This window comes from Streptomyces sp. NPDC046308 (assembly GCF_055588065.1).
Map to the genome: position 1 here is coordinate 1,457,131 of NZ_JBVJFB010000001.1, position 19,224 is coordinate 1,476,354.

Consider the following 19,224-nt stretch of genomic DNA (forward strand, 5'->3'; position numbering starts at 1 on the left):
TCGGAGAAGGGACGCCGAAGGGCGGGGTGCGGCCGTGATCCTCGCGCACGACCTCCGACCCGCGCCAGGCCCGCGTTCCGGGAAGTTCCGCCGCACACGGCGCCATTCGGGCACGCGGATGCGGGCCATGACCGCTTCAAAGGCGGGTGCGTCGCCGCCCTGGCCCGCGGCGACGGTCAGGGCCAGGGGCCGTGCACGGTCGTCGGTGGCGAGGTGGACCCGGGTCGTCTCTTTTGGATCTTGCCGGTCAAGGCCGCGTCGGTCCCCCAGCTACCGCTGGGAGGTGCCCCCAGCCGCCGTGCATCTCAAGGCGGAGGGGCGCCCGAGGAGTGGACGTACTTGGGTGCCCGACAACGCGGCGAGGTGCGGTGCCAGCCGACGCGGGTCTGGGTGCACCTCCCAGCGGTAGCTGGGGGAGCAAGATCCGAAAGAGGACGACGTCCGCCGACACGGCGGTCAGGGTGTTCTGCCAGGTTGCGTCGACAGCTCTCTGATCGGCCGTTTGCGGGCGGTCCGGAGCAGGCCGGCTCGTCGGGCAGGTCCCGCCGGAGCGAGTGGGTGCGAGCGTTCGGCGATGATCAGCCCACCGCCCGGCCGGCTGCTCCCGCGGGACGTCAGGGGAGCCAGCGGCCGTTCGTCATCAGTTGGCGGTCCGCGATCTCGTTGACCTCGCGCCACGCCTGGATCCACTCCGGCTCGATCCGGAAGTAGGGGTAGGGCGTGGCGTAGCCGCTCGGGTCGAAGCCCGTGTGGGCCGCGAACGCCTCCCGCACGCCCGGCGCGAGGTCGGCCGCCTCCAGCGGGCTCGCGGTGCCCTCCACCAGGACCACGTCCCGGGTGACGCCGAAGGCCAGGCGGACCCGGCCGTTCGCGATCAGGTTGCGGGCGGTGGGGTTGGTGCGCTGGGTGGAGACGAGGAAGGTCCCGTCGTCCCAGAGGAAGGAGAGCGGGACCATGCAGGGGACGCCGTCCGCGTCGGCGGTGGCGACCCACACGTCCACGTCGTTCTCGAAGCGGGCCAGGGTGTCCTTGATGCGCTCCTCGCGCGGGCGCGGCGGCGCGGGGACGGCCTGGATGGTCTGCTCCGTCATACGGGTCTGCTCCTGTCCGCGACGGCGGACCCCGGGCGGGACCGCCGCGCCCCACTGTGCCCCACCCGTCAGGGAGTTCACACCGCAGACGGTAGAGCAGGGGCAGGCCCGGGGAATGCCGAGGGGGCGCGCCGCGTCGCGGTGCGCCCCCTCGGGCCGTGCACGACCCCGGGAGTGTCGGCTCCCGGGGCGGTCGAACGGGGAGGCGTCAGCCGCCCAGCTCCTGGTGACGGGCGCTCAGCGCGGCCTCGCCGGTCTCCGTCAGGGAGCCGTAAAGGCGCAGGCGGGAGAAACCGCCGTCCGGGAAGATGTCGATCCGTACGTGGGTGCCGACCGCCGGGGCGTCGAGGACGAACCGGTGGTTGGTGTCGGGCTGCAGGCGGGTGCGCGGCAGGAACTCCGTCCACTCGCCCTCCTCACCCGCCTTGATGGAGAGGGAGGCCCAGCCGGCCGAGTTGCCCTTGAGGTACGCGGTGTCGATCTCGACGGCGCGGATCTCGGACTCGGTGACGAGCTGGTAGCGGATCCAGTCGTTGCCGTTGTCACGGCGGCGGGCGGTCTCCCAGCCGTCGTCCATCTTGCGGGAGCGGCCCGGGTTGATGGTGTTGGTCGGCGGGGAGTAGAAGCGGTTGGAGGCGTCCTGGACGGAGCCGCCGTTCTCCAGGGCCACCACGTCGAAGGAGCCGAGCGCCGCGAGCCACTTCGGGTCCGGCAGGACCTCGCCGTAGACGCGCAGGCGGGCGATGCCGCCGTCGGGGTGCTGGTTGACGCGCAGGTGCGTGAAGCGCTGCGGGGCGGCGACCTCGAAGCCGTTGGCCGCGTGGCCGCCGACCGGGGTGCGCTCGACCAGGGTCGTCCACTTCACGTCGTCGCCCAGGAGCTCCTCCGGGGTCGGCGCCAGGGCGCCCTCCCAGTTGGTGCCCTCGATGGAGACGGCCTGCGGCATGTTGCCGCGGAAGTGGGCGGTGTCGACGACGATGCCGCGGATGACGCCGGGGGCGCCCAGGCGGACGAGCGCCCAGTCGTGGTCCTCGGCGGTCGGCCAGGGCTGGGTGGCGGAGAGGCCACGGCGGCGGCGGGTCTCCCAGCCGTCCATGATCTTGCCCTTGTGGCCGAAGTGCTCGGGGTCGAAGTGCGCGGCCTCGGCGATGAGGAGGTTCTCGCGCTGGGCGAAGAACTCGTCGTTGGCGGCGATGACACCGGCGCCCAGCTCACGGGCGGCGAGGTTCGCGTACTGGGTGAACGGGAAGTCCGCGGTGCGGTAGTCCGCGTACGGGTCGCCGCCTCCGTACGGGTTCGCGTTGCCGGTGAAGGAAGGAATCGCCACTGTCAGTTCTGCCTTTCGAGGAGGAGGCCCGTGGGCTCGGTCGGGGTGCCGTGGTCGGCGATCTGCGTACCGCGCAGCCAGGTGGACTTCACGACGCCGTGCAGGGTCTTGCCCGCGTACGCCGTGACCTGGTTGCGGTGGTGGAGTTCGGCCGGGTCCACAGTGAACGTTTCTTCGGGGGCGAGCACGGCGAAGTCGGCGTCGCGGCCGACCTCGATCGCGCCCTTCTGCGCCAGGCCGGCCAGCGCGGCCGGGGCCGCGGACATCCAGCGGACGACGTCCTCCAGGGTCCGGCCGCGGCGGCGCGCCTCGGTCCAGATGGCGGGCAGGCCCAGCTGGAGGGAGGAGATGCCGCCCCATGCGGTGGAGAAGTCACTGGTCTTCAGGTCCGCGGTGGAGGGCGAGTGGTCGGAGACGATGCAGTCGATGGTGCCGTCCGCGAGCGCGTCCCACAGGAGGTCCTGGTTGGCGGCCTCACGGATGGGCGGGCAGCACTTGAACTCGCTGGCTCCGTCGGGCACTTCCTCGGCCGTGAGGGTGAGGTAGTGCGGGCAGGACTCGACGGTGATCTTGACGCCCTCGGCCTTGGCGGCGGCGATCAGCGGCAGCGCGTCGGAGGACGACAGGTGCAGTACGTGGACGCGCGCGTTCAGCCGCTTCGCCTGGGCGATCAGGTTGCCGATCGCGGTGTTCTCGGCGTCGCGCGGTCGGGACGCGAGGAAGTCGGCGTACTTGGGGCCGGGGACGACGGGGGCGGCGTCGAGGTGGTGCGGGTCCTCGGCGTGCACGATCAGCAGGCCGCCGAAGCCGGTGATCTCGGCGAGGGAGGTGGCCAGCTGCTCCTGGTCGAGCTCGGGGAACTCGTCCACGCCCGAGGGCGACAGGAAGCACTTGAAGCCGAAGACGCCGGCGTCGTGCAGCGGCGCCAAGTCCTTGACGTTGTCGGGCAGGGCGCCGCCCCAGAAGCCGACGTCCACGTGCGCCTTGGCGCGGGCGACCTCCTGCTTGACGCGCAGGTTGTCGGTCGTGGTGGTCGGCGGCAGGGAGTTCAGCGGCATGTCGAGGATCGTGGTGATGCCGCCGGCGGCCGCGGCGCGGGTGGCCGTCCAGAAGCCCTCCCACTCGGTGCGGCCCGGGTCGTTCACGTGGACGTGGGTGTCGACCAGGCCGGGGAGCAGGACGTCGTCGCCGAAGTCCTCCAGCCGGGCTCCGGCCGGTACCTCGGCCTCGTACGCCAGCACGGCCGTGATCTTCCCGCCGGCGACGGCCACCGAGGCGGCGCGCGTCCCCTCGGGGGTGATGACGCGCGTCGAGCGCAGTACCAGTTCCACAGCCACGTCGGACACCGGAACCTCCCCATCTACTTCCACAGAGCGAAATTCAACGTTCTGTTGACGGAGTCTTCCCGGCGATCCGGACCCAGTCAAGAGCGCCCGGACGGACCACTGACACACCGGGACCGCCCTTGGATGTTTCCACAGGATGGAATTAAGATTTCACTATCCAGAATGTAGCTACCACCACCGGAAATCGGGCAGGTAACTTTCCGAGGAGGTCCGCCACCCGGACAAACCGCCTCTGACCGGCGGCGACGGTCCCGACCCCAGCACTGGGACCGACGCCGACCGCCGGGTAGGCTGCTCCCTTGCCTGCCAGCACCGAAAGGACCGCGCCGTGCCGACGTCCAGCGCCAGCACCACCGACGCTTCCTCAAAGACCCCTGCCGCCAGCGGTGGCGTCCAGTCCCTTGAGCGCGCCTTCGATCTGCTCGAACGCATGGCCGATGCCGGGGGCGAGGTCGGCCTCAGCGAGCTGTCCGCCGCCAGTGGCCTGCCCCTGCCCACGATCCACCGCCTGATGCGCACGCTGGTGGCGTGCGGTTACGTACGCCAGCAGCCCAACCGACGGTACTCCCTCGGGCCGCGCCTGATCCGCCTCGGCGAGTCCGCGTCGCGGCTGCTGGGCACCTGGGCCCGCCCCTACCTCGCCCGCCTGGTCGAGGAGACCGGCGAGACGGCGAACATGGCCCTGCTCGACGGGGACGAGATCGTCTACGTCGCCCAGGTGCCGTCCAAGCACTCCATGCGCATGTTCACCGAGGTCGGCCGCCGGGTGCTGCCGCACTCCACGGGCGTGGGCAAGGCGCTCCTGGCCCACACCCCCGCCGACGAGGTACGCGCCCTCCTCGCGCGCACCGGCATGCCGGCGGCGACCGAGAAGACCATCACCACGCCCGAGGGCTTCCTCGACGCGCTGGAGCAGGTCCGCAAGGCGGGCTACGCGGTCGACGACAACGAGCAGGAGATAGGAGTCCGCTGCCTCGCCGTCTCGGTGCCGAACTCGCCGACCGCCGCCGCGATCTCCATCTCGGGCCCGGCGGGTCGGGTCACGGAGGCCGTGGCCGAGTCCTTCGTGCCGATCCTGCAGGGCGTGGCCGCCGAGCTGTCGGTGGCCCTGTCCAACCAGACCCCCGCCTAGGCGGTAGGCGCACGTACGCGAAGGCCCCGGCCGCCCCTCGGAGCGAGGAGCGGCCGGGGCCTTCGCGTGCCCGGTCCGGACGCGCGGCAGGCTTGCGGCCCCGAGCCCTCGTACGCCGTTCAGGAGGCCCGTGCGCCGCTCAGGGCGCCGGGTCCGGTGCCCGGCTCCGGGGCGGGCGTCAGGCGGCCGTCGGCCATCGTCGCCGTGCGGTCCATCCGCTCCAGGTGGGCGTGGTCGTGGGTGACCACGACCGTGGCCGTGGAGCGCTCGCGGGTCAGGGTGACCAGCAGGTCGAGCACGGCGGCGCCGCGCTCGTGGTCCAGGGCGCTGGTCGGCTCGTCGACCAGCAGGACGGCGGGCTCGTTCATCAGGGCGCGGGCGATGTTGATCCGCTGGCGCTGGCCGCCGGAGAGCTGGTGCGGCCGCTTGTCGGCCTTGTCCGCCAGCCCCACCGCGTCCAGCAGCTCCAGCGCGCGGCGGCGCAGGGCCTTGGAGGGCCGCCCGGAGAGGTGCGCCATCACCTGGAGCTGTTCGGCGGCGGTCAGCGAGGCCAGGAGGTTCGGCTGCTGGAAGACGATGCCGATCCTCTCGCGGCGCAGGGCCGACTTCTCGGCCGCGCTGAGGGCCGCCGTGTCCCGGCCGGCGACGACGACCCGGCCGCGGTCCGGGGTGACCAGGGTGGCGGCGACCGCGAGCAGGCTGGACTTGCCGGAGCCGGAGGGTCCGATCACCGCCGTCAGGGTGCCGGCGGGCACCTCCAGGCAGACGCCGTCCAGGGCGGTGAGCCGGCTCTCGCCGTCGGGGTAGGTGAGCGTGACGTCGTGGACGAGCAGGGTCATCGGGCGCTCCCGAGGGCGGTCAGCGGGTCGACGGCGGTGATCCGCCGGATGGACAGGGCCGCGCCCAGCGCGCCGAGCACGATCATGATCGCTGCGGGGACGAGGACCGTGGCGGTGTCGAGTACGAAGGGCACGTTCCCGCCGCTGATCAGCGCGCCGAAGCCGGCGGCCAGCGCGGTGCCCAGCCCGGTGCCGATGGCCAGCATGACCACGGCCTGGCCGAGGGCGTCCTTCAGCAGGTACGGGGTGGAGGCACCCAGTGCCTTCAGGACGGCGATGTCACCGCTGCGCTGGATGGTCCACACGGTGAAGAAGGCCCCTATGACCAGGGCGGAGATGACGAAGAGGAAGCCGCGCATCAGCTGGAGGGAGCCGTTCTCGGCCTGGTACGAGCCTATGGCGCCCAGCGCCTCGTCGACGGTCTGCGCCCTGGTGGCGGCGGCCGCGTCGGCGGCCCCGAGGTCCACACCGCTGCCGGAGACGGCGACGACGGTGGCGAGGGTGTCGAGGGAGGTGCCGGGGTTGCCGATGCGCTGCCAGTCGCCGAGGTCCATCCAGACCACCGGGGTGTGGCTGTAGGCGGCGGTCCCGGAGACGGCGGCCACGGTCAGTTCGAGCGGGCCGATCTTGAGCTTGGCGCCCGCGGTGAGGCCGCCGAGCTCCTTCGCGGCCTTCTCGGCGAGGACCACCTGCCCTTGGGTGAGGCCCGCATCGCGGGGGCCGAGCCGGCCGGCGGGGTCCACGCCGAAGACCGAGACGGCGGCGGTGCGCCCACCCGAGACGGCGTTGGTGGTGCGGATTCCGAGCGGTTCCGCCGAGGTCACCCCGGGCTGCTTGCGCCAGGCCAGCCAGGCGGACTCGGGGACCTGCGAGTTGGTGAAGGACACCTTCTGGTCCCCTGCGGGCGCGGCGAAGGCCAGGTGCGAGGCGGGCAGGCCGGTGATGGCCGAGATGTTCTCCCGGGCCAGGCCGGAGGTGAGCCCGGACAGCAGGCCGACCAGCAGCGTGATCAGCAGGACGACCGAGCCCATGAGGGCGAACCGCCCCTTGGCGAACCGTAGATCTCTCCATGCGACGAACATGTTCCCCACCTTGGTCTTCCGCGTGGACACAAGGCATCGCGCCACAGGAGGGATCCTGGTGTCGAACGGCGCACCGCTACATCAAACTTTCGGTTGACCGGGGCCCGTCGCGACCGACTTACGCTGGTCCGGTCATGACTGCTGCCGCTGCCCCCCTCGCCCCCGTTTCCCGCCTCCCCGTTTCGCGCGCCCTCACCCCGGTGTCGAAAGTGCTGCGGCTGTGCCTGCACGCGCTGCTCTTCGGGCTGCTCCTGCTCGCCGCCGGGCGGGCCGTGACCGACTCGGCGCCCCGCGCCGGCTGGGTGATCGCCGCCTGCGCGGTGCTGGCCGCCGTCTACGCGGGCGGCGTACGGACCCCCGCCGTGCACAGCTCGCCGCGCGCCGGGGCGGTGTGGCTGGCCGGGCTCGGCGCGGCCTGGGCGGCGCTGCTGGCGCTCTCCCCCGACGGGCTGTGGATCGCCTTCCCGCTGTACTTCCTGGAGCTCCACCTGCTGCGGCTGCGGTGGGGCGTCGCGGCCGTCGCGCTGACCGCCTGCGCGGCCATCGGCGGGTTCCTCGCGCACAGCAGCGCGGTGACCCCCGGGGCCTTCCTCGGGCCGCTGCTGGGCGGGGCCGTGGCGGTGGCGACCGTACTGGGCTACCAGGCGCTGTACCGCGAGAGCGAACGCCGCCGCGAGCTGATCGAGGAGCTCATCACCACCCGGGCCGAGCTGGCCGAGGCCGAACGGGGCGCCGGGATCCTGGCCGAGCGGGAGCGGCTGGCCCGGGAGATCCACGACACCCTCGCCCAGGGGTTGTCCTCCATCCAGCTGCTGCTGCGGGCCGCCGAGCGGGCGCTGCCGCGGGAGGCTCCGGCGCTGGAGCACATCGCCCGGGCCCGGGAGGCCGCCCAGGAGAACCTCGCCGAGGCGCGCCGCTTCGTACGGGCCCTGACCCCGCCGGACCTGGAGCACGGGTCGCTGGCCGCCGCGCTGGAGCGGCTGTGCGCGGGGGTGCCGGGGCCGCGGGTGCGGTTCTCGCTGAGCGGCACCCCGCGGGTGCTGCCCACCCCGTACGAGGTGGCGCTGCTGCGGATCGCACAGTCGGCGCTGGCCAATGTGGTGCGGCACGCGCGGGCCGGGCGGGCCGAGATCACCCTGACCTTCATGGACGCCTCGGTCACGCTGGACATCGTGGACGACGGGCACGGCTTCGACCCCTCCTTTGCGCCGTCGGGCGAGGGCGGGTTCGGGCTGCCGGCCATGCGCGCGCGGGCCGAGACCCTCGGCGGCCTGTTCACGGTGGAGTCCTCCCCCGGCCAGGGCACCGCCGTGGCCGTCACCCTGCCGCTGCCCCTGGAGGCCTGACGATGACGATCCGGCTGCTGCTGGCCGACGACCACCCGGTGGTGCGCGCCGGGCTGCGGGCGGTGCTGGACACCGAGCCGGACTTCGCGGTGGTCGCGGAGGCCGCCACCGCCGAGCGGGCGGTGGAGCTGGCCGGCTCCGAGCCGGTGGACGTGGTCCTGATGGACCTCCAGTTCGGTACGGGCATGCACGGTTCGGCGGCGACGGCGGCGATCACGGCCGCACCGGGAGCACCCCGGGTGCTGGTGCTGACCACGTACGACACGGACGCGGACATCCTGGCGGCGGTGGAGGCGGGCGCCTCGGGCTACCTGCTCAAGGACGCCCCGCCGGAGGAGCTGGCGGCGGCGGTGCGGACGGCCGCGGCGGGCCAGTCGGCGCTGGCCCCGGCGGTGGCGCTGCGGCTGATGGACCGGATGCGGACCCCGGCGCAGGCGCTGACGAAGCGGGAGCTGGAGGTGCTGCAGCTGGTCGCGGACGGCCTGTCGAACCAGCAGATCTCGAAGAAGCTCTTCCTCAGCCAGGCCACGGTCAAGTCCCACCTCGTGCACGTCTACGCCAAGCTGGGCGTCGACTCGCGCACCGCGGCGGTCGCGGCCGCCGCCACCCGCCGCCTGATCCGCACGCCGTGACCCGGTCTCGGTGGGGCTGCCCCCCCCCGTAGCGGAACACCGCCTGCCCGGGCCTGAGCGGCGCTACGCCACCCAGTGCGGGCGGTCCACCGCCGACGGCAGCGGGACTCCGTCGTGGAAGGCGCTCGCGAGGCGGCGCACGCCCTCCTCCAGGCGGTCCGCGGGGAGCGTGTAGGGGATCCGGAGCCGGTGTTCGAAGGTGCCCGGGTCCACCCCGAAGCGGGCGCCGCGGCCGATGTGCACGCCGGCGGCCGCCGCGCGCTCGGCCAGGGCGGAGCTGACGGCCTCGCCCAGGTCGACCCAGAGCGAGAGCCCGCCCGGCGGGACCCGCCAGGACCATTCGGGCGTGTGCCGCTGGAGGGCCCGCACCAGGGCCTCGCGCCGGCTCCGCAGCTGGGCGAGGCGTGCGGGCAGGGTCCGGTCCATGTCGTCCATCAGCGGGAGCGCGACGAGCTGGTCGAGGACCGAGCCGGTCATGTCGGCCGCGACCCGCACCGCGGTCAGCTCGGCGATCATCTTCGCGGTGGCCCGCACCCAGCCCACGCGCAGGCCGCCCCAGTGGGTCTTGCTGAGCGAGCCGATGGTGATCACGTGGTCCGCGCCGCCGCGCGGGGCGAGGGAGGCCAGCGGCGCGGGGGCGGGCACGTCCAGCGCGATGTCGGCGATGGTCTCGTCGACGACCAGCCAGGTCCCGGTGGCGCGGGTCGCCGCGAGCAGCCGCAGCCGCTGCTCCGGCGGCATCAGCGCGCCCGTCGGGTTGTGGAAGTCGGGGATCACGTACGCCATCCTCGGCACGGTCTGGCGCAGGGTGGACTCGGCGATCTCCATGTCCCAGCCCGCGTCGGAGACGGCGATGGAGCCGGTCCGCAGCCGCGCGTGGCGCAGGGCGTCGAGGGCGTTGGCGTAGGTGGGGTTCTCGGTGACGACCCGGTCCCCGGCCCGGCAGAGCAGGCTGACGACCAGGCTGAAGGCCTGCTGGGCGCCGGAGGTGAGCAGGATCTGCTCGGGGCGGGTGGGCAGCCCGCGCCGGGTGAACCGTTCGGCTACGGCGGTCCGCAGGTCGGGCAGGCCGAAGGGGTGGTAGCCGGGGCTGCGGGCGAGCTGGGGCAGGCGCGGCGCCGCCCAGGCGAAGGCCTCGGCGAGGCTGCCCTCGGGGGCGCCCATGGCGGCGATGGCGAGGTCGATGCCCGGTTCGCCGTCCGCGCGGCCGCCGACCCCGCCGACGATGGCGTGCGCGCCGACCGGCCGGTGGCCGTCGGGGAGTTCGGTCCAGGTGCCGGAGCCGCGCCGGCTGCGGACGTAGCCGCTCTCGCGCAGCAGGTCGTAGGCGCCGGTGACGGTGGCCCGGCTGGCGCCGACGGCCTCGGCGAGTTCGCGTTCGGCGGGCAGCCTGACGTGCAGGGCGATCCGGCCGTCGAGGATCAGCGTGCGGACGGCGTCGGCGAGCGCGCGGTAGCCGGGGCGGGCCAGGAGCTCCGCGGGCAGCAGCGCGGCGAGCTGCCGGCTGCCGATGGTTCTGTCCGCTGTCTGGACCACTCGCCCGTTTGCCATGCCAACCTCCCCTGATTGGCTCTGACGGCCAGGCCAATCGAGGACCAGACTCGCCGTATTGGCCCCTGATTGGCAAGGAGACGGCGAGATGCTGACCGACCGAGACGAACGTGCCCTGCTGGCCGCCGCCGAGAACCGGGTCTGCCGGCCGCTGCGCGTCGGGGCCGTACTGGACTCCGTGCGCCGCACTCTGGCGCGGCGCTCACGGGATTGCGCACAGGAGCGAGAATCGGTGGCATGTCAGCCAACTCCCCCGCCGGTTCCGGCTCCGGGTCCGGTTCCCCCTCCGATCCGCCCGTGATCGCGGGCCTGCTCCTGGCGGCCGGCGGCGGCCGCCGGCTCGGCGGGCGCCCCAAGGCCCTGCTCCCCTACCGCGGCCGCCCGCTCGTCGAGAACGCCGTACGGGTCCTGCGCGAGGCGGGCTGCGGCCCGGTGCACGTCGTCCTCGGCGCCTCGGCCGCCGAGGTCCGCGAGCGGGCCGACCTGGCCGGCTGCGTGGTCGTGGACAACCCGGACTGGGCGGAGGGGATGGGCTCCTCCCTGCGGGTCGGACTCACCTCGCTGGCCGGTACGGGTGCCCGCGCGGCCCTCGTCTCGCTGGTGGACCAGCCGGGCATCGGCCCCGCGGCGGTGACCCGGGTCCGGGAGGCCTACCGCTCCCCCGCGAGCCTGGTGGCGGCGGCCTACGGCGGGGAGCGCGGCCATCCGGTGCTGTTCGGGGCGGACCGCTGGGCCGACATCGCGGCGACGGCGACGGGCGACAGGGGCGCGCGGGTGCACCTCGCGCGACACGCCGAAGAGGTCATGCTGGTGGAGTGCTCCGACATCGCGGAGGCCTTCGACATCGACACACCGCCCGACCTGGTGCGTCTCCTCTGAGCACCGTGTGACGGCGATGGCACTGAGGGCCACCGGGGCCCGGGATCTGTCGACCCAGAGAATCTCGATATCAACAAACCATTGAACTTCCACCATGAGGAAATTACTATCCACTGGTCAGAAGCGCCCTGAACCCCCAGACGGCGCCCGCGACCGTATTGCGGAACTCTCCACACCCGACGGCACTGCGTGCCGTCTCGCGCGAGCATTCCCCCGCGGCCGCCAGGCACCGCCGCTGAAGGAGTGACAGATATGTCCGCACCAGCGCCGTCCCCGCTGGCCATCGTCGACGCCGAGCCCCTGCCCCGGCAGGAGGAAGTCCTCACCGAAGCGGCTCTCGCCTTCGTGGCCGAGCTCCACCGGCGGTTCGCCCCCCGCCGCGCCGAGCTGCTCGCCCGCCGTGGCGAGCGCCGTGCCGAGATCGCCCGGACCTCCACCCTCGACTTCCTCCCGGACACCGCACAGGTCCGCGAGGGCGACTGGAAGGTGGCGCCGGCCCCGGCCGCGCTGAACGACCGTCGTGTGGAGATCACCGGTCCGACGGACCGCAAGATGACCATCAACGCCCTGAACTCGGGCGCCAGGGTCTGGCTCGCCGACTTCGAGGACGCCTCGGCCCCCACGTGGGAGAACGTCGTCCTTGGCCAGCTCAACCTGATCGACGCCTACGAGCGCCGCATCGACTTCACCGACCCGCGCACGGGCAAGGCGTACGCCCTGAAGCCCGCCGACCAGCTCGCCACCGTCGTGATGCGGCCGCGCGGCTGGCACCTCGAGGAGCGCCACCTGCGCTTCGAGGGCGGCCCGGCCTCCGGTTCGCTGGTGGACTTCGGCCTGTACTTCTTCCACAACGCGAAGCGCCTGATCGACCTCGGCAAGGGCCCGTACTTCTACCTGCCGAAGACGGAGTCGCACCTGGAGGCGCGCCTCTGGAACGAGATCTTCGTCTTCGCCCAGGACTACGTCGGCATCCCGCAGGGCACCGTGCGCGCCACCGTCCTCATCGAGACGATCACCGCCGCGTACGAGATGGAGGAGATCCTCTACGAGCTGCGCGACCACGCGGCCGGCCTGAACGCGGGCCGCTGGGACTACCTCTTCTCCATCGTGAAGAACTTCCGTGACGGCGGCGCGAAGTTCGTCCTGCCGGACCGCAACGCGGTGACGATGACCGCCCCGTTCATGCGGGCGTACACCGAACTGCTGGTCCGCACCTGCCACAAGCGCGGCGCGCACGCCATCGGCGGCATGGCGGCCTTCATCCCGTCCCGCAAGGACGCCGAGGCCAACAAGGTCGCCTTCGAGAAGGTCAAGGCCGACAAGGACCGCGAGGCCGGCGACGGCTTCGACGGCTCCTGGGTCGCCCACCCCGACCTGGTCCCGATCGCGATGGCCTCCTTCGACGCGGTCCTCGGCGAGAAGCCGAACCAGAAGGACCGGCTGCGCGAGGACGTGCACGTCGCCGCCGGCGAGCTCATCGCGATCGACTCCCTGGACGCGAAGCCGACGTACGAGGGCCTGCGCAACGCGGTCCAGGTCGGCATCCGCTACATCGAGGCCTGGCTGCGGGGACTTGGCGCCGTCGGCATCTTCGGCCTGATGGAGGACGCGGCCACCGCCGAGATCTCCCGCTCGCAGATCTGGCAGTGGATCAACGCCGGCGTGGTGTTCGAGAACGGCGAGACCGCCACCGCCGAGCTGACCCGCAGGATCGCGGCCGAGGAACTGGCCGCCATCCGCGCCGAGGTCGGCGAGGAGGCCTTCGCGGCCGGCAAGTGGCAGCAGGCCCACGACCTCCTGCTCCAGGTCTCCCTGGACGCGGACTACGCCGACTTCCTCACCCTCCCCGCGTACGACCAGCTGGTCGGCTGATCCCCGGACTCGGCTGAACCGCACAGCGGCCGAACCCACCGGCTCCGCCCCCGTCGCCTTCACGGCGCGGGGGCGGAGCCGTTTGCGTTCCACAACAGGAGGAGCAGGCTCCCGAACGACCGATCGGTCGTTACTCGTTCGTAACGTGACTGTACCTAGCGGTAACAACGGGGCCCGTGTCACCTTTCCGATGCCACCGGCCGGCGGTACCCCCACTTTCCCAGCCATGCGACGCAGTCGTCGCCGACTTCGGCATGGCCGAAAACGCAGGAGTTCCGCAGTGATCGGATTCCGCAACGTCAGCAAGGACCGGTACCGCAGTCGGGTGCGACGACTGGCCGGGGCCGGATTGGTCCTGCCGCTCGCCGTCGGCGCGCTGGTGGCGGGCGGCGCCGGGACCTCCGTGGCCAGCCCCGGGACCGGACCCACCGCCGTGGTGTCCATGGGCGACAGCTACATCTCCGGCGAGGCCGGACGCTGGAAGGGCAACACCCTCACCAACACCGGGAGCCGCAACGGGACCGACCGGGGCTGGGTCAGCGGCAGCACCTACGATCCCGGCAGGGTCTACGGGACCACCGCCGGCGGGTGTCACCGCTCCGACTCCGCCGAGGTGCGCAGCGCCGGGGCGATCGCCGCCGTCGCCGTGAACCTGGCCTGCTCCGGGGCTGTTTCCGACAATGTGTTCCGCGCCTCCAGCGGCGGCGTCGCCTTCAAGGGCGAGGCGCCGCAGGCGGACCAGCTCGCCGCGGTGGCCGCGAGCCACGACGTCAAGGTGATCGCGCTGTCCATCGGCGGCAACGACCTGGGCTTCGCCGACATCATCAAGGACTGCGCGCTCGACTTCGTCCTCTGGAACTCGTACTGCTACGACGACCAGCAGTACGGGGTCGACCAGAAGATCGACGCGGTCATGGGCAAGGTCGGCAAGTCCGTGGACGAGGTGCGGGCCGTGATGCGCGCGGCCGGGTACGCCGACTCCTCGTACCGGATCGTGCTGCAGTCCTACCCGTCGCCGATCCCGCGGGGCGCGGAGAACCGGTACACCCAGAGCGACTGGAGCCGGCTCAACACGGGCGGCTGCCCCTTCTGGAACCGGGACTCGGACTGGGCGCGGGACTCGCTCGTGCCGCAGATAGCCGACCGGATCAAGGGGGTCGCCGCGGCCAAGGGGGTGCAGTTCCTGGACCTTCGGGACATGATGCAGGGCCGTGAGGTGTGCGCCAAGGCGAGCAAGCAGGTGAGCTCCACGGTGCCGGCCTCGGCGAAGACGAGCGAGTGGGCGCGCTGGATCGACAACAACGAGACGCAGGGCCTGGTCCAGGAGTCGATGCACCCGAACTACTTCGGCCAGCTGGCGGCCGGCCGCTGCCTCGCCCTGGTCGTCGCCCAGCCCGCGGGCTCCGGCTTCAGCTGCGGGAACACCGCGGGCGGGGACCACAGCGGGATGTTCCTCACCCCGGTCCCGTAGCGACCGATCGGGGCGGGGAAGAGGCGGGAAGGCGCTAGAAGGAGCCGTCCAGCACGGAGAGGACGTTGCCCGCCGGGTCCTTGAACCAGGCGATGGTGGGCCCGCCTTCCGCCTCCCGGACGATGCCCTTGTCGTCCGTGTCGAAGCCCTCGTAGCGCTCGAACCGGACGCCGCGCCCGGTGAGTTCGTCGACGGCCCGCTCGACGTCGTCGACGGGGAAGTTGAGGATCGTGAAGCTCGCCGGCTCGTGGTCGTCCTTCTGGTAGACCATGACCGTGTTGTCGCCCGCCAGGTGCAACGACAGCAGGCCCATGTCCTTGTTCTCCGAGACGCGCAGGCCGAGGGTGCCTTCGTAGAACTCCTTGGCCCTGCCGATGTCGTCGACGGAGAATCCGCTGAATGCCTTGGTGTCTGCGAACATGACCGTTCCTTCGATCCGACGCTCCCCGTTCTCCATCGTCCCTCCGGCGGCGTCGGCCGTCGACCGACGGAGGACGCACGGACCGTCCGGGGCCGGTCACCGCGCGTGGGCCCCGGCAAATCCGGATGATCGGCGCGGCGCGGGCTGGCATGCTCTGGCGCATGGCAGCCCGTACCGCACGTCCCAGCCTCTACATCTCCGTCGACATCGAGGCCGACGGACCCATCCCCGGCCCCTACTCGATGATCAGTTTCGGGGCCGCCGTCGCCGGCCGGCAGGACGGCGCTTCGTATACGGCCGCCGATCCGCAGGAGCGGACCTTCTACCGCGAGCTGCGGCCGGTCAGCGACGCGTACGTGCCCGAGGCGCTCGCCGTGAGCGGGCTGGACCGCGACCGGCTGGTGCGGGAGGGCGCCGACCCGGCGGCGGCCATGGACGCCTTCCGCGCCTGGGTGCGGGAGGTGTCGGCCGAGGCCGGCGCGCAGCCGGTGATGTGCGGCTACCCGGCCCCCTTCGACTGGACCTTCCTGTACTGGTACCTGATGCGGTTCGGCGGGGACAGCCCCTTCGGCCACTCCGGCTGCCTGGACATGAAGACCCTCTACGCGACGAAGGCGCGGGTGCCGCTGCGCGCCGCGGTCAAGGGCCGGATGCCCCGCGAACTGCTGTCCCGGCGGCGGCACACGCACCACGCCCTCGACGACGCGATCGAGCAGGCCGAGCTGATGAGCAACCTGATGCTGTGGGCTCCCCCGGGGCGGCCGGAGCCGGAGCCGGAACCGAAGTCGGAGTCCGAACCCGCTCGGCAGTCGTGACGGGCACGCGTACGGCGACGCGCACGTCACACCCGCAGTGGGTGACGTGCGCGCCGCCGTACGGTCCGGCGGCGCCGGTCAGTGCACCGGTACCGGTTCGGGGGCGGCTCCCGCGGCCACGCCCTTCTTTGCGCCGAGGTGGTTGAAGGCCAGGTTCAGCACGATGGCCACGACGCAGCCGGTGCTGATGCCGGAGTCGAGGACGACCAGCAGGTCCTTCGGGAAGGCGTGGTAGAAGTCGGGCGCGGCGATCGGGATCAGGCCGATGCCCACGGAGGCGGCGACGATCAGGGCGTTCTCGCCCCTCTCCATGGCCGCGCCGGCCAGGGTCTGGATGCCGCTGGCGGCGACCGACCCGAAGAGGACGATCCCGGCGCCGCCGAGGACCGGCAGCGGGACCACGCCGATGACGGAGGCGGCCATCGGGCACAGGCCCAGCAGGATCAGGATGCCGCCGCCCGCGGCGACCACGAACCGGCTGCGCACCTTGGTCATGGCGACGAGCCCGATGTTCTGGGCGAAGGCACTGCACATGAAACCGTTGAACAGCGGGCTGAGCGCGCTGCCGAGGGTGTCGGCGCGCAGGCCCCCCTCGATGGTCCTGGCGTCCGCGGGCCGGCCGACGATCTTGCCCAGCGCCAGGATGTCGGCGGTGGACTCGGTCATGCAGACGAGCATGACGATGCACATCGAGATGATCGCGGCGACCTGGAACTGCGGGGCGCCGAAGTGGAACGGCGTCGGGAAGCCCACCACGGACGCGTTCTTGACGGCGTCGAAGCTGGTCATGCCGAGCGGCAGGGCGATGAACGTGCCCGCGACCAGGCCCAGCAGGATGGAGATCTGCTGGAGGAAGCCGCGCAGGAACTTGCGCATCAACAGGACGATGACGAGGGTGACGGCGGCCATGCCGATGTTCTTCATCGAGCCGTAGTCGGCGGCGGTGCTGTTCCCGCCCTGCGACCAGTTGAAGGCCACGGGCAGGAGCGAGACGCCGATGAGGGTGATGACCGTACCCGTGACGACCGGCGGGAAGAAGCGGACGAGTTTGCCGAAGTAGGGGGCGGCGAAGAAGCCGAGGATTCCGGCGACGACGATCGCGCCGAAGATGACGGGTATGGCGTCCGCCCCCTCCCCCTTGCCTATGGCGATCATCGGGGTCACACCGGCGAACGAGACGCCGTTGACGAAGGGGAGTTTGGCGCCGATCTTCCAGAACCCGAGGGTCTGCAGGAGGGTGGCGAGGCCGGCGGTGAAGAGCGAGGCGCCCATCAGGAAGGCGGTCTCGGTGGCGGAGAGCCCCACGGCAGGGCCGACGATCATGGGCGGGGCGACGACACCCGCGTACATGGCGGCCACGTGCTGGAGACCGCTCGTGAACATCTTCAGCGGGGGCAAGGTCTCGTCGACCGGGTGTTTCTCCCCGGAGACCTGCGGTACTGCGACTGCGTCTTTGCGAAACCTGGGCATTGCGGCCACGGCTTCCTCCGGTCGGGTAACACGTCGGCAGGGACGTGGGTGTCTTGGAGGTGGTGCGAAAGGAATGCGAGTCGAGCCTGTATGGAGTTGTGGGTGGTGCGACTGCGTGTCCCAAGGGGTGCGGAAACAGTTCGCCCAAAACCGGTTCCGCGCTGTGTTCCCAGCCGCGAGGGCTGGAGGTGCCGTGGCCATGGCGCGAAGCGCGCGCGGCAGCGCAAGTGGCACGGGTCACCGCCCCGGGGCGCCCTCGGATTTCCTCGGGCGCTACCCGGGAACGGCTGCCGCGGACCCCGCTCGGGTCCGCGGCCGCCGGCCGGGGGCCGTCCCCCCCGGCCGGACTTCTGGGGGTACCTCCCAGCGGTAGCCGGGGGAGGGTCAGGCCTGTGCGGAGATCCGCGCCAGGCGCTGGGCCTCTTCCCGGGTGGACACCGCGATGGCGTCCTCGTCGGCGAAGAGGAGGCGGTTGTTCTCGACGATCTGCTTGCCGTTGACGAACGACGCGGTCACCGGGGCGGCCGCACCGAAGACCAGCGCGGTGACCGGGTCGGCGATCGAGGAGTGCAGGAAGGTGCTCAGGTTCCACAGCACCAGGTCGGCGCACTTGCCGACCTCCAGCGAGCCGATGTTGTCGGCGCGGCCGAGGACCTGGGCGCCGCCGTGGGTACCGAGGCGCAGGGCCTGGCGCGCGTTCAGGGCGCGCTCGCGGTGGACCGGGTTCAGGCGGTTGATGAGGAGCGCGTTGCGCAGCTCGGTGTGCAGCTCACCGGACTCGTTGGAGGCGGTGCCGTCCACGCCGAGGCCGACCGGGACACCGGCGGCGAGCATGTCCGGGACGCGGGCGATACCGGCGGCCAGACGGGCGTTGGAGGACGGGCAGTGCGCGACACCGGTCTTGGTCCGGGCGAACGCGGCGATGTCGGAGTCGTTCATGTGGACGCTGTGCGCCATCCACACGTCCTCGCCGAGCCAGCCGGTCGACTCGAAGTAGTCGGTCGGGCCCATGCCGAACAGTTCCTTGCAGAACTGCTCTTCCTCGACGGTCTCGGAGCCGTGCGTGTGCATGCGCACGCCCAGGCGGCGGGCCAGCTCGGCGCCCTGCTTCAGCAGCTCGGTGGAGACCGAGAAGGGGGAGCACGGGGCGACGGCGACCTGGGTCATCGAGTCGAAGGAGGCGTCGTGGAACTTCTTGACGGTCGCCTCGGTGTCGGCGAGCGCACCCTCGAGGGTCTCGACGGCGTGGTCCGGCGGCAGGCCGCCGTCCTTCTCGCTGCGGTCCATGGAGCCGCGGGCGAGGGTGAAGCGGACGCCCATCTCGGAGGCGGCGCGGATGATCGAGCCGGAGAGGTCGCCGGAGCCCTTGGGGAAGACGTAGTGGTGGTCCATCGCGGTGGTGACGCCACCCTTGGCCATCGCGGCGAGGGAGCCCTGCGCGGCCGTGTAGGTCATCTGCTCGTCGATGCGCGCCCACGTCGGGTAGAGCGCGACCAGCCAGTTGAAGAGGTTGTGGTCGGTGGCCAGACCACGCGTGATCCACTGGTAGAAGTGGTGGTGCGTGTTGACCAGACCGGGGGTCACGAGGTGCCCGGTGCCGTCGATGCGACGTACGACGTTCTCGAGGTTCTCGGGGGCCTTGCCCGCGCCGATCGACTCGATCCTGTTGCCGGCGACGACGATGTGACCCGAGGCGTACTCGGTGTCGTTGGCGTCGACGGTCGCGATCGCACAGTTCTCGATGACGATGCGCTCGACCGCGCTGTCAGGGGCTGCCGATGCTGCCATGGGACTTCCTCGTGCTTTCAGTGGCGGTATGGGCACGGCAAGGCCCAGGAGATTTGAGTGCCGGAGCCGGGGGCCTTGACAGCTGACAGTACTGCCGCCCCGAGTGATGCGTCCGGGTGCCGATTCAGGAAGCTGGAGTGTGTCGCGCGGTCCCGGGGCCAC

The 19,224-nt window shown here is 72.0% G+C and carries 16 protein-coding genes and 1 pseudogene; 7 read left to right on the plus strand and 10 right to left on the minus strand.

The genetic code is table 11. The annotated features are described in order from the left end of the window. Positions 1–108: 108 nt before the first annotated feature. From ACZ6JT_RS06405 to allB, 4 genes and pseudogenes are all read right to left on the minus strand, one after another. A pseudogene (locus tag ACZ6JT_RS06405) lies at positions 109–228 on the minus strand (IS5/IS1182 family transposase); the annotation flags it as partial. Between the two features lie 386 nt (positions 229–614). Beyond that, positions 615–1,091, minus strand: coding sequence for a pyridoxamine 5'-phosphate oxidase family protein (locus ACZ6JT_RS06410; RefSeq protein WP_469207738.1), 477 nt, complete (start codon positions 1,089–1,091; stop codon positions 615–617). 208 nt (positions 1,092–1,299) lie between these two features. Next, on the minus strand, positions 1,300–2,418 hold the full coding sequence (alc, locus tag ACZ6JT_RS06415; RefSeq protein ID WP_469207740.1) for an allantoicase: 1,119 nt from the start codon (positions 2,416–2,418) through the stop codon (positions 1,300–1,302). A gap of 2 nt (positions 2,419–2,420) precedes the next feature. Further along, complete coding sequence (gene allB / locus ACZ6JT_RS06420; RefSeq protein WP_469208234.1) at positions 2,421–3,755, minus strand: allantoinase AllB; 1,335 nt, start codon at positions 3,753–3,755, stop codon at positions 2,421–2,423. Between the two features lie 337 nt (positions 3,756–4,092). Between allB and ACZ6JT_RS06425 the strand changes: the two genes are divergently transcribed. Beyond that, positions 4,093–4,896 (plus strand): IclR family transcriptional regulator, encoded by an 804-nt coding sequence (locus ACZ6JT_RS06425; RefSeq protein WP_030715241.1) that lies wholly within the window; start codon positions 4,093–4,095, stop codon positions 4,894–4,896. A gap of 119 nt (positions 4,897–5,015) precedes the next feature. On the opposite strand, the gene ACZ6JT_RS06430 is transcribed toward ACZ6JT_RS06425, so the two are convergent. Together ACZ6JT_RS06430 and ACZ6JT_RS06435 are read right to left on the minus strand one after the other, a co-directional pair. Then, on the minus strand, positions 5,016–5,735 hold the full coding sequence (locus ACZ6JT_RS06430) for an ABC transporter ATP-binding protein (protein WP_469207743.1): 720 nt from the start codon (positions 5,733–5,735) through the stop codon (positions 5,016–5,018). Continuing rightward, positions 5,732–6,817 (minus strand): ABC transporter permease, encoded by a 1,086-nt coding sequence (locus tag ACZ6JT_RS06435; protein ID WP_469207745.1) that lies wholly within the window; start codon positions 6,815–6,817, stop codon positions 5,732–5,734. The genes ACZ6JT_RS06430 and ACZ6JT_RS06435 overlap by 4 nt, the downstream gene beginning before the upstream one ends. A gap of 134 nt (positions 6,818–6,951) precedes the next feature. Here ACZ6JT_RS06435 and ACZ6JT_RS06440 point away from each other — a divergent pair, with 134 nt between their 5' ends. Together ACZ6JT_RS06440 and ACZ6JT_RS06445 are read left to right on the plus strand one after the other, a co-directional pair. After that, a complete protein-coding gene (locus ACZ6JT_RS06440) occupies positions 6,952–8,163 on the plus strand; it encodes a sensor histidine kinase (protein WP_469207747.1) in 1,212 nt (403 codons plus the stop codon). A 2-nt stretch (positions 8,164–8,165) separates the two neighbouring features. Next, complete coding sequence (locus ACZ6JT_RS06445) at positions 8,166–8,795, plus strand: response regulator (RefSeq protein ID WP_469207749.1); 630 nt, start codon at positions 8,166–8,168, stop codon at positions 8,793–8,795. Between the two features lie 63 nt (positions 8,796–8,858). On the opposite strand, the gene yczR is transcribed toward ACZ6JT_RS06445, so the two are convergent. Next, a complete protein-coding gene (gene yczR / locus ACZ6JT_RS06450) occupies positions 8,859–10,346 on the minus strand; it encodes a MocR-like transcription factor YczR (RefSeq protein WP_469207751.1) in 1,488 nt (495 codons plus the stop codon). Positions 10,347–10,583: 237 nt separating this feature from the next. Here yczR and ACZ6JT_RS06455 point away from each other — a divergent pair, with 237 nt between their 5' ends. From ACZ6JT_RS06455 to ACZ6JT_RS06465, 3 genes are all read left to right on the plus strand, one after another. Next, positions 10,584–11,225 (plus strand): nucleotidyltransferase family protein, encoded by a 642-nt coding sequence (locus tag ACZ6JT_RS06455; protein WP_469207753.1) that lies wholly within the window; start codon positions 10,584–10,586, stop codon positions 11,223–11,225. A gap of 252 nt (positions 11,226–11,477) precedes the next feature. Beyond that, a complete protein-coding gene (gene aceB, locus ACZ6JT_RS06460; protein ID WP_469207755.1) occupies positions 11,478–13,097 on the plus strand; it encodes a malate synthase A in 1,620 nt (539 codons plus the stop codon). Positions 13,098–13,377: 280 nt separating this feature from the next. Continuing rightward, positions 13,378–14,568, plus strand: coding sequence for a GDSL-type esterase/lipase family protein (locus ACZ6JT_RS06465; RefSeq protein WP_469207757.1), 1,191 nt, complete (start codon positions 13,378–13,380; stop codon positions 14,566–14,568). Positions 14,569–14,602: 34 nt separating this feature from the next. Here ACZ6JT_RS06465 and ACZ6JT_RS06470 read toward each other — a convergent pair whose 3' ends face one another. Next, entirely contained in the window at positions 14,603–14,989 is a 387-nt protein-coding gene (locus ACZ6JT_RS06470) for a VOC family protein (protein WP_469207759.1), read from the minus strand. A gap of 161 nt (positions 14,990–15,150) precedes the next feature. Here ACZ6JT_RS06470 and ACZ6JT_RS06475 point away from each other — a divergent pair, with 161 nt between their 5' ends. Next, positions 15,151–15,804, plus strand: a complete 654-nt coding sequence (locus ACZ6JT_RS06475; protein ID WP_469207761.1) for a 3'-5' exonuclease — start codon at positions 15,151–15,153, stop codon at positions 15,802–15,804. Between the two features lie 78 nt (positions 15,805–15,882). Here ACZ6JT_RS06475 and ACZ6JT_RS06480 read toward each other — a convergent pair whose 3' ends face one another. Both ACZ6JT_RS06480 and ACZ6JT_RS06485 read right to left on the minus strand, forming a co-directional pair. Beyond that, the gene (locus ACZ6JT_RS06480; protein WP_469207763.1) at positions 15,883–17,283 is read right to left on the minus strand and encodes a nucleobase:cation symporter-2 family protein; all 1,401 of its coding nucleotides are present in this window, start codon (positions 17,281–17,283) and stop codon (positions 15,883–15,885) included. Between the two features lie 375 nt (positions 17,284–17,658). After that, positions 17,659–19,062 (minus strand): 8-oxoguanine deaminase, encoded by a 1,404-nt coding sequence (locus tag ACZ6JT_RS06485; protein ID WP_469207765.1) that lies wholly within the window; start codon positions 19,060–19,062, stop codon positions 17,659–17,661. Positions 19,063–19,224: the final 162 nt, after the last annotated feature.